At 58.5% G+C, this 11,048-nt stretch carries 1 protein-coding gene and 1 pseudogene; both read right to left on the reverse strand.

Features of this window, described 5'->3' with window-relative positions:
* Positions 1 to 12 precede the first annotated feature (12 nt).
* Positions 13 to 10,380 carry a hemagglutinin repeat-containing protein gene (locus JQF37_RS25050; protein ID WP_130209053.1) on the reverse strand — a complete coding sequence of 3,456 codons (10,368 nt, stop codon included), beginning with the start codon at positions 10,378 to 10,380 and terminating at the stop codon, positions 13 to 15.
* A gap of 23 nt (positions 10,381 to 10,403) precedes the next feature.
* Positions 10,404 to 10,970, reverse strand: a pseudogene (locus tag JQF37_RS25055) (ShlB/FhaC/HecB family hemolysin secretion/activation protein); the annotation flags it as partial.
* Positions 10,971 to 11,048 lie beyond the last annotated feature (78 nt).

An 11,048-nucleotide genomic window follows, 5' to 3' on the forward strand; every position in this document is an offset into this window, starting at 1 on the left:
TTTCAGTCTCCTTTAATTTCCAATTGTTCCTATGTGCGTAGGCAGTGACCACGAGGCACGATTTGGCACAACATATTGTATCGCGCCGCCAGGTCTTGACACCAACCCTCCGAGCTCAGTCGTTGGAGCAACTTTGCTCACAAAGACGGTCGCCGGACCACTTGGAGAAATCTGATAGATATCATACAACTGCGCCTCACTCCTTACAGGTAAACCAAAATAATCAGCAAGGCTATACCCAGATTTTGAAGCCGCATTTAGATCAGCCGCTGTCGTGAAAAATGGCGAATATGGGGAAACCGTCTGCCCTTGAGGAACAATTTTAACCAACGGTGAATTTGTCGTTAGCAGTTTCGGTGTACCTGATCCAGACCCCAACTGGTCTACTGCCCGTGCATATATTTTGCTTATGTCGGCGGTTGGGTCAGCGGCGCCAAGCTCTCTTAAAAGCTGCTGTCCTTGGAATGTGGACAAATAGCTATCAGCAGTTCTTCGATCAACGCCATACGTCTTGAACGTGCTGACGCTATCAATCTCTGCCGTGTGCGTTGCACGAAGCGTATCGAGGTCAGGCACCACATCTTTTGCACCTTTTGAAGTCGATGGTGCCGCCGCAGATAGAGACCTAATCCCATAAAGCCCCGCTAGGGCCGCCGTTGCAGCCTGGAGTGACATTACGAGATCATAACGACTTTCAATTTCATCTCTCGACAATCCTGACTCTTTCACTATTGCCGTTATAGCAGCATCTCTAGTTATACTTTCCGAATCCAAGCCTTGCAGAACAGCCTCAACATTCGCGGAGTCTTCAGGGTATATATCTTTATAGAGCAACGAGTAGCTTACAGAGTCGCCGTACTCTACAAGCGCTTGCTTGGCCATTGCAACTAAACGACCACACTCCGCACCCGCTTTATTTCCAGCGGTACACGCCGCTTGAATAGCCGCATCCCTATCCTTATCTAGTTTTTTTGTATCTGCTAACTTCTGTGCTTCTTCGGGCGTAATCGTGCCCTCACGCTCCTTAAGCGTTAGAGCTTTCTTTACGCTTGCCTCTTCAACACTAAGATAATTATTCTCTACCGCGTTTTTACTTGCTTGCGCGCCAGCGATAGCATCTGCTGAACTTCCACCAACAAGCCCGCCCGCCAAACCACCGGCCAAGGTCGAAAGCGCCGAAACCTTCTGCTTTTCAGCCTCAGTCAGTTGATCGCTGGTCTTGCCCGGATAGAGCTGACTAGCAACCAGCTCGCCAATGCTTGCCCCTGCCGCTCCAGCTAAAGCGGAGTTCTGCTGGGATTTAGCCAACACCGCCCCGAGCAAGGCATGAGCCATGATCCTGGCTTCAAGGTTGTCGCCTGTACTGTCCTTGATGACACCGGCCAAATAAGGCGCCGATGCTCCCGCTATGGCCTGGCCGATATTCCCGCCCGCCAATCCTTGAATCGCAGCAGTCACAGCCTGTGCAGCCCTTTGCAGATCGCTACCGGTGCCATACTGCTGCATGACTGTATTGGTGATCTGGGTAGCTATCTGCTCCTTACTTGGATCGGTGTTCCCCTCCTTAATCAGCTTTTGGCGGGCATCCTCGACCGCCAGGGGATCCTTCTGCGCCTTCGCGGCTTCAATCGTCCCTTGAGTACGAATGATGTCCATCGCCTGATTGCCGATATCACCAATCAGCTGCGCCTGGCGCAGGCGGTTCTGTTCTTTCTCCTTGTCGAAAATCGGACTCAAAGCATTGTTGGCGTGTTCGACGTCACGGCTCAGCGATGCCACATCTTGCTGTTGCTGATCTTTGTCGCGAATGGTGATTTCACCGTTCGAAACAGCCGAATAGGTGGTACTGCTGTCATGCCCGTTGTTGTTTGCCCCTACCAGCAGCATGCTGCCCATGTTGCCCATGAACATCGAGCCCGCATCCCCACCAGTACCTCCACTGACACTTTGATGCTGGCTACTGAAGTCGGCTTTATTACCTATGTCCGTCCAACCCAGAGTACCTGTGTTCAGCTTGTTCTTATCGGCGCTGGCAGTACTTCCGATCACGCTGCCATTGAGCTGGGTATGCTCGCCTACGGTGACCTGATAACCATCCTTGCCAGCAAACAGGCCCGTCTGTTCTTGCACGCTATTGAAGTTAGACTTGATCTTGTCCTGGCTGACGCTGAGCGAACCACTACCCGTCATGCTGCCGATGGTGAAGCTAGCGCCACCGCTGACATTGGCCTGCTTGGAGTCAAAACGGTCACTGTCTCGCAGACTGCTCATAGTCAGGTTGCGACCGATATCAGCAACCACTTTTTGCGCCGAGGCTTGCGCACCTTCCAAGGTGGTATCCCGACCGCTATTCAGGGTCAGTTGATTGCCCGCATTGACGGTAGTTTCCGTCCATACGGTTCCATTACCCTTTTCCTTGCCGGTACCACTATTGGCGTTGGCAAAGATACTCAGGCCTGCTCCGCTGGAGCCCACCCCCAAACTGACACCGACAGCCCCACCACCGCTCTTATTGGAACCATCCAGCTTTTGCGTATTGGCCCCCGCACGCATATCAATGTCGCGAGCAGCCGACAGCACTACGTCGTGCCCCGCCTGCAGCTTACTGCCAATGACCGAGATGTCGCCCGTTGCAGCGCCCGGTTGTCCATTACCGGTAGCAATGACATGCAGATCATTTCCTGCAGTTAAACTGCTTCCCTGGCTGACACTTTGCTCCTGGACCTGCTTGGAGCTGGATTTTTGCGCCCCCAGAGACAAGGCAATACCCACAAAACTACCTTCCTTCGCGCCAGACTCTAATGCCTGAGCGCCCTGCCAAGCCTGATACCCAGACAAACCAGCCTTGATTCCCTGGAGCGCGGCAAGACGAGTGTCATCTTCGTGCTTGGCTTCCTGGGCGGTTTGCACCGCAGTGTTGACGGCTTCTCCCACCACACCCGACAAGGCAAGTGTCAGGCCACTTTTTTTGCTCTCCTGGCTAGTCCGGGTAGAGCTGTCACTCGCGGCGTCGATGATCCTGACATTTTTCCCGATCAGACTAATGTCCTTACCAGCGACCACATCCGAGGCCTTGACTGTAAGGTCCTTACCGGCGGTGATATTCACATTACCCAGCACACTGCCGACCGTGCTGGCCTTCTGGGTCTGGCTCTCGGTGTCCTGCTTATAGGTGTTCTTGGACGACCCCAAGGTGACACCAATCCCGCCGGAACTGATCAAGCCCGATTTCTTGGTCGATTGGCTATGCTGCGCGCTGAAGTGCTCGACATCGCTTTCGATGCGAATGTCATTACGTGCCTGTAGGTTGGTCTCTTCGGTCGACACCACGTTACTGGCGGACACCACCAGGTTGTTACCCGCCTGAACCAGCGTGGTGTTTCCGCTGAGCGTCGACCCCGTCAATGACGTGCTGCTGGAGGAGTCACTGCTCATCTTGCTGGTGCTGGACAGACCAAAACCGCCCGACTTGGACTTCGCGGACGCACTGAACTGACTGTTCTGTGCGGCATTCAGATTGACATCGTTGCCAGCAAGAACCTCTAGGGCACCCTTGTCACTGTTCACGGTCGAGCCCGTGATATTGATGTCATTGACCGCGACTAAAGTGGTTTTTCCTTCAGCTTGAATAACCGACGAAACGGCTTCTTCATTGCCGCTTTCGGTCATCGTCGACTTTTTCTTACCCCACGAGCCTTTCTTGGTTTTCGAGTAGTAGGAGTAATCACTGTTTTCCGCCGTGTTCAGACTCAGCTCATTGCCTGCGTATACATACGCCTCATTGCCTGCGTTCACCCGACTGGCTGTGACCTCAAGATCCTGACCCGCACTCAAGGCAACGTTGCCCCCCGCAGTGACAGTCGTAGACACCTGACGGACGTGATCCTCCTGACTCGTCACCTTCTTGGTCTTGTCATACGAATGCTGCTCATCCGCCGCCGAAGCCAGTGTCAGATCGCCAACAGCGCTCATGCTCACATCGCGTTTGGCCTCGATCTGGCTGGCGATGGCGGTGATATCCCGGCCGGCATTGACCTTCAGGTCCTGCCCCACATCCACGTCTGAGCCATATTGGGTAATGGTCTGATCCCGATGCCGCCCGCGCTCGCCGCTGACGATCCGTTCGGCTGATGTGAGGTTGACGTCGCGACCGGCAGTAATCGTGGTATCAGCACCGCTCTTCACTACGCCGCCGACGTTGTTGATGTCCCGCCCGGCGTTGATCGTCAGGCTGTTGGCCGCTTCGATGCGCGCGGCGTTGTCGACGAAGTCGGTGCGCTCGCTGCGATAACCACTGCTGCTTTCGTGGGTGGTGACGGTGCGCTCGTTGATCACATCGCCCCGGGTGGCGGTCACCGATACGTCACGACCGGCGATGATGCCGCCGGCCTTGTTGGTGAGGTTGTTGCCCGCCAGCAGGTCGAGGCGATTGCCGGCTTCGACAAGGCCGCTGTTGACCAGGTCGTTGCCGGCGGTGGCCGACAGGTTGTTGGAGGCGCGCAAGGTGCCGGCGTTGTTCAGATCCTTGCCGGCGATCAGGGTCACGTCGCTGCCCTGGATCAGCGCGCCGTTGGCGGCCAGGCGGTTGTTGGCGTTGGCCAGGTACAACACCGGCACCAGCACTTGTTCGCCGTTCACTTCGGCGTTTTCCATCCAGACAATGTCGTGGGTCAGGGCCGCAACTTGTTCGGAGGTCAGGCTGACGCCGAGCGACAGGTTGAGCTCCTGTTTGCTGGCGATGGCGTTGTTCATCAGGTACTTGAACAGGCCCTCGTCGGAGGTCTGGCCATCGATGAAGCGCTGGCCGGTACGGGCAACCACGGCTTGCTGGATCAGGCGTTGTTCATAAAGACCGTCACCCAGGCGTTTGGCGCTTTGATCGGGGTCGTAACCCAGGTTGGACAGCAGGTAGTCCGAGCTCATGAATTGCTTGAGGTCGGTGAGCACCGGGTTGGTTTCGATCAGGTACTTGTGCGGCTGGGACTTTCCGGCGTTGCTCGGCAGGCCTTTCACGCGGTTGATCGTGACCGGTGTACTGGTGGACGAGGTGACGGTGACGCCGGTGAGGGTCCAGCTTTGTGGGCCGGTGCCGGTCGGGGTGGTGCTGCTTTCCTGGCTCAGACGGAACAGGCCGTTCTGGCTGGTGGGCAGGCTGAAGCCGGGCAGGCTGACCGGGTTGACCTGCTGTTGAGCCAGGTCGGGCGGCAGTTGTTGGTTCAGGGTGATGCGGGTGGAGAACTGGCTGCCCGAAGCACCGGTGCCGGTGCGCGGACCACTGCCCACATAGGTGTAGCCAGGGCGTACGACACTGTTATCGATATTGTTCTGGGCGTTGATGTTGACCGCGCCCGCAGCCTGGATCACGGCGGCGTAGCTTTGGTCGCTGGAGGCGATTTTCGTGGAGCTGCCTAAGTTCGGATACTCCATTTCGGTCATGCCGATAAAGTTGGCCAATCCGGCCTCAAGACCACCCACGTCGTTGGGGTTATAGCCCGCGCTTTCGAACCAGTACTTGTCGGTGAAATTACTGGCCGCGCTGTACCATCCGCTGGCGTTGCGGGTGCGTTCGGAGCGAAACACCCGGGTGGTCTCGGTTTCGCCGGTCTCGATGCCGCTGTTGGTGAGGTTGACCAGCGAGGCACTCAGATTGCCGCCGGTGGCAATGGTGCTGCTCTGGTTCAGCAGGTCACCACCGCTCAGGGCAAGGTTCCCGCCCGCCGTGATGCTGGACGCGGCACTGGCCTCAGTGACTTCGAATTTGTCGCGCTGCACGATCTCCCAGACATGGTTTTGCTTGCCGCTGCAATCACCGGCATTGACCCCTTCGATACAGGTGATTTCGTCAATTTTGGCGGTGTAGATGCCCTGGTTGCTGGTGGTCAGCACTGCGCGGATGTTTTGGATCGTACTCGCCGCCAGGCTCATGCTGCCGTCGCTTTGAATCGACGCCGAACTGTTGACGATGCTGTCGGCCCGGGCGCCTTGCCCGTTACGGTCAATCGTGAGATTGCCCAGGCTGTAGATGTTGGCGTAGCTGTTGTTCAGCGCATTGACCCGCAGGCTCATGTTGCCGCCGCTGAAGATCAGCCCGTGATCATTGACCACCGACCCGGTGGTCACAGTCAACCCTTGACCACTGCCCAGGGTCCCCGTGTTATAGAGGCCGCCGGCGTTCACGGTAAGGTTGGCAGCAGACGTCAAGCGACCGGCGTTGTTCAGTTGGCCACCCACTGACACGGTGGTGTCCCCCCCTCCGGCAATGCTGGCGGCCGCGCTGACGTTCAGTTGTGCAGCGCTAAGGCCAAACGTTCCCAGGCTGCTGACCCGGCCATTGCCCGAGTACGTGCCACCGAGCGTCAGGCTCAGGCTGTCGTCACTCGCGATCAGGCCATCGTTATTCCAGTTACCGCCGTTACCGGTCAGTGTGCTGACGGCCAGCAGTTGACCGCTGGCCGTCTGGTTGAGGCTGTTGATGTTGACGGTCAGCCGATCGGCCTGAATCACGCTGCTGTTGGTCCAGCCGTCAGCGGTCAGGGTCAGGCCAGCGCGAGTGACGAAGTTGCCGCCGGCACTGCCCAGTAGTCCGGTGGCGATATCAAAAATGCCGGTGCCGACATGCAGCACATTGCCGCCGACGTTCAACAAACCACCAGCACCGAGGGTCAGGTCGTTGTTGGCGGATTCCACCGTGCCGTTGCGGTTGTCGAACAGGCCGCCGATGGTAAATGAGGTTTTGCCATTGCTACCCAGCGCGCGAAGTTGACCGTTATGGTTGTCGAGGCTGGCAGCGGTGATGGTCAGTGTGCTTTCACTTTCGATGATGCCCAGGCGGTTGTTCAATGCGCCGCGCAGGCTCAGATCGACCTGTTGCCCGGCAATCTGCCCGTCGTTGTCGCCGCTGTTGTCGAAGTCTTTAGCCGTGACGCTGACCAACCCCTTGGCGTAGAGACCCCCATTGCGGTTGTCGAAGTTGCCGTTGGTGCCGGCATCGACGATGGCATCACCGGTTTGCGCGGTGATCCGCCCGCCGTAGTTGTCGATGCCGGCCAGTGCCTTGAGGTCCAGGCTCTGGGCCTGAATGATCCCGCCCTGACGATTGTTGTTCAGGTCATAGCCGTTGCGCAGTACACCCGTGATGTGGCTGCTGAAGGCGCCTTGCAGGCTGGAGAGCACGCCGCCGCGGCTGTCGAGGCTGGCAGCGGTGATGTCGAGGTTACCGTCCTTGGCGACGATGCGCCCGCTCTGGTTATCGATGGCACCACTGGTTTTTACTGTCAGATCGCCCTGGCTTTGCAGGCTGCCTTTGGCGTTGTCGAGGCTGGCGGCATTCAAGGTCAGGCCAGCGTCGCGGCTGAAAATCAGACCGTTCGCACTGTTTTGCACCGTACCACTGGCAGTGAGGGTCAGCAGTTTGTTGGCTGCAACAGTACCGCCATTGCGGTTGTCGAGGCCGCCGGTCAACAGGTTCAGAAGTCCCTGGCTGGCCAGCTTGCCGCCCTGGTTGTCGATCTGATTGGCGCGGGTAATCACCAGCGGGCCGAGACTGGCCAATTGGCCGTTGGTATTGGTCAAGGTGCCGAGCAGATCAAGGGTGACCGCGCCATTGCCAGCCAGGCTGCCGGCGCCGTTGTTCAGGTCCGTACCGGTAAAACTGATGCCTTCCTGAGCATTGATGGTGGCATTGGCGTTGTTGAGGAAGGTGGCCTGGATACCCAGACCGGCACCGCTGTCGATCAGGCCACCCTGACTGTTATCCAGTGTCCCGGCAATGACGAAGGTTTGCGCACCGCCACTGGATAGAATGCCTTTTTCGCTGTTGTCGAGGCTGGCCGCCGTGACCTTCAGCGTACCGTGACTGACCAAGGCCCCCTCATTGCCGTTACGCACCGCGCCGGTGAGATCTACCAGCACGTCACCGTCACGGCTCGATAACGTGCCGCGATTGCGGTTGTCGAGGCTGCCGCCCAAAAGGCTCACGCCTTGCCAGCCAGAGATCAGGCCATTGAGGTTGGTGGTGGTCTCGGCGGTGACGTCCAGTTGTTGACGGCTGAAAAGCATGCCGTCGCTATTGTCCAGATTACGCCCGGTCAACGTATAACTTTGACTGCTGGAGAGTTCGCCGCCCTGGTTGTTCAGGTCCCGCAGGTTGCGGATGCTCAACTGGCCGGTGGTGGTGATCAGGCCTTTGGCATTATTCAGATCGCCCATGGCACCGCTGAAATCGATGGCTATCGCGCTGCCCAGCAACGAGCCGCCGCTCTGGTTATTCAAGCCGGCGGCGGTGATGCTCAGGTTGTGGGCGGCGTTGATCAGTCCTTGGTCCTGATTGTCGAGCTGCCCGTTAACCTGAAGGGCGACGTCGGCCCGACTGGTAAGGGTGCCGCCGTTGTTGTTCAGGCTGTCGGCCTGTACGTCGACGTTGGCCGCAGCGATCAGACCTTTGAGATTGGTCAGCGCCTGCTGCACGCGCAGGGTCACTGCCTGATTGCCGACCAGTTTGCCGTTGCTGTTGTCCAGGCTGTCGGCCGCCAGCGTAAAAGCCTGGGCGCTGGAAATTTCGCCGCTGCGGTTGTCCACCTGCGCGAGATTTTTCAGCACCAGCACCGGGGCGTTGATTAAACCGTTCTGGTTGTTCAGTTCGCCGTGATTCAGATCCAGGGTCAGCAACGTGCCACTGGTGAGTTGTCCGCCATCGTGTTGGTCGAGGCTGTTGACGGTGGCCGTCAGGGCCTTGTTGCTGGCGATCCGACCCTTGTTGCTGTTATCGACCTTACCGGCGTTGACGTTCAGGCTGTCGAGGCTGGTCAGTTTGCCGTTCTGGTTGTTCACCAGCCCCGTGGCGTTGATGCTCAGAACCTGACCGGCGTTCACCAGTCCCGCCACGTTATCCAGAGTCGCCATGCGCAGCGTCGCGGTGGCCAGGCTCGATAATTCACCAGTGCGATTGTTCAGGTGGCCAAGGGTTGCACTGAGTTGGCCGGTACTGGTGATCAGACCGCCGCCATTGAGCACCTGATTGGCCGTGAGGTTGAGGCTGCCATTGCTCAACACCCGGCCGTTGTTCTGGTTGTCCAGAGTTCCGGCGGTCATGTTTGCGGCTTGCGCGGCGCTCAACGTACCGCCCTGGTTGGTCAACGTCTGCGCGGTATTGACCGTCAGGTTGCGGCTGGCCACCACCGTTTTGCCGGTGTTGTCGAGCGTCTGCGCGCTCAGACTGACATCGCCATTGGCGTTACGGCTGTTATCGGCATTGACCCCGGCTTCAATGATGCCGTTATTGGTCAACTGCCCACCGGCGCTCAGGGCAACGCTGTCCCGGGCTGCAACAGTTTGCTGAATCGTCAGGTTGCCTTGAGTTTGAACGTTGACGGAGCTGCCGCCATACACCGCCCCCTGAGTCTCCAGGCTGGCAGCTTTGACACTGACTGCACCGGCAGCCGAGGTCTGCACGAGGCTCAGGTGACCATTGGCGTCGATCTGGATATCACCGCCACTGGCCGCCAGGTTGCCGGCCAGCTTCACCCCGACACCCGCCTCGGTGCCCACCAGCTTGATCGCCCCGGCATACATGCCGCCCAGTGCCGAGGAATCGATGGCCAGTTGTGGCTTGGCGCTGCCGTCTTCCGCGCGGGCGGTGGCGTTGAGGCTGTCGGCGTTGACGTCGTTGCGGCCGGTGACGATGGTCAGGTTCTTTGCCTGGATCTCGGCGTTGATTTTCGCGCTGCGGGTAATGATTTCGAAACGGTCGATGTTGTCGGCGTTCAGGCCGTCACCCTCGATCGACACACTGCCTTGATCGACCTGGAAGCGGTCCAGGCGTCCACCGCCATCGAGCACCGGTTTGCCGGTGGTCAGCGTGACCCGCGGGGTGTTGATGAAACCGCAACCGTTGCAGGTGATGCCATAGGGGTTGGCAACGATGACGCGTGCCGACTGCCCCGCGACTTCGGTGTAACCGCGCAACTGACTGGGGCTGCCACCAATGACTTCGTTGAGGATCGCCTGCGCCGAGCCACTGTTTTTCAGGTGCGGGTTGTCGATGATGATGCCGCCCAACTGCGTGGCCGACGTCTGGGTTGAGCCGTTGTTGAGAATCAGCCCCTGGGCACTGACGTTGTATTCAACGAATTGGTTATGGGACAGGCCACTGCCATTGGGGGTGGCGATGTTAATGATCTGCACACCGTTGCCAGCATGATCCAGCGTGGTGCCGGGCGTGGCGACCACGATGCCGTCGGCTTGCGCCCAGACCGGTTGCCAGAACATGACGTTGGCCAACAGGAACGCCAGCCCGCGTTTGGGCATGCCGCAGAAGCGTTCACGGGTTTTCACCACGGCAGATGGCTGGCGAGCAAGAAAAGCGAAGTGGCGAACATCCATGTCGAGGTCTCAAAAAGTCGTTATCAGAGGAAAAAATCCACACTGAAATAGATCGGTGCTTCACGCTCGGTCAGGGCGTCCGGGCGCTCAAGGGAGTGGGCAAAGGTCACGCTGGCGGCCACATGCTGACCTCGGGCGAACAGCTCCACGGAGTTGCTGGACATGCGCCCGTGCTGATCGCCGTTGTAGCGATTGGCGCTGATCACTCCCTGGTCATAACCGAGGCTGGTGCCGTACTCGGCGAACACCGGGTGCAGCCATTCCAGGGTGACGGGGCGGGTCCAGCGCAAGTCGTTGCGCCAGTACCCACCGCTGTCGCCGGACAGCGATTGGTCCTTGTAGCCACGAATGGAGGACAGCCCGCCGAGACTGGTGCGTTGCGGACTGAACAGCACATCCTCACTGCGTTGGCCAGTCATCAGGCTGGTGAAATTGAAGGACTCGCCCCAGACCTTGAACGGCTGCTGGTATGTCGCTGTGGCGGTGTATTTGCGGTAGCGCGCGTTCGGCTCACCCGGTCCCGGATGGTGATTGCCCTGGGCATCCAGCGCGCCGATACCTTCCTGCATGCCGAGGTCGAGGTTAATAAAAGGTTCTTCACGGATTACCGGGAAAGACGCTCTTGATCTTCATGAAAAAGAATTCGCTATCCCGGTAACCGTACGCCA

The sequence above is a fragment of the Pseudomonas sp. MIL9 genome (assembly GCF_016887925.1).
Classification (GTDB): Bacteria; Pseudomonadota; Gammaproteobacteria; order Pseudomonadales; family Pseudomonadaceae; genus Aquipseudomonas; species Aquipseudomonas mohnii.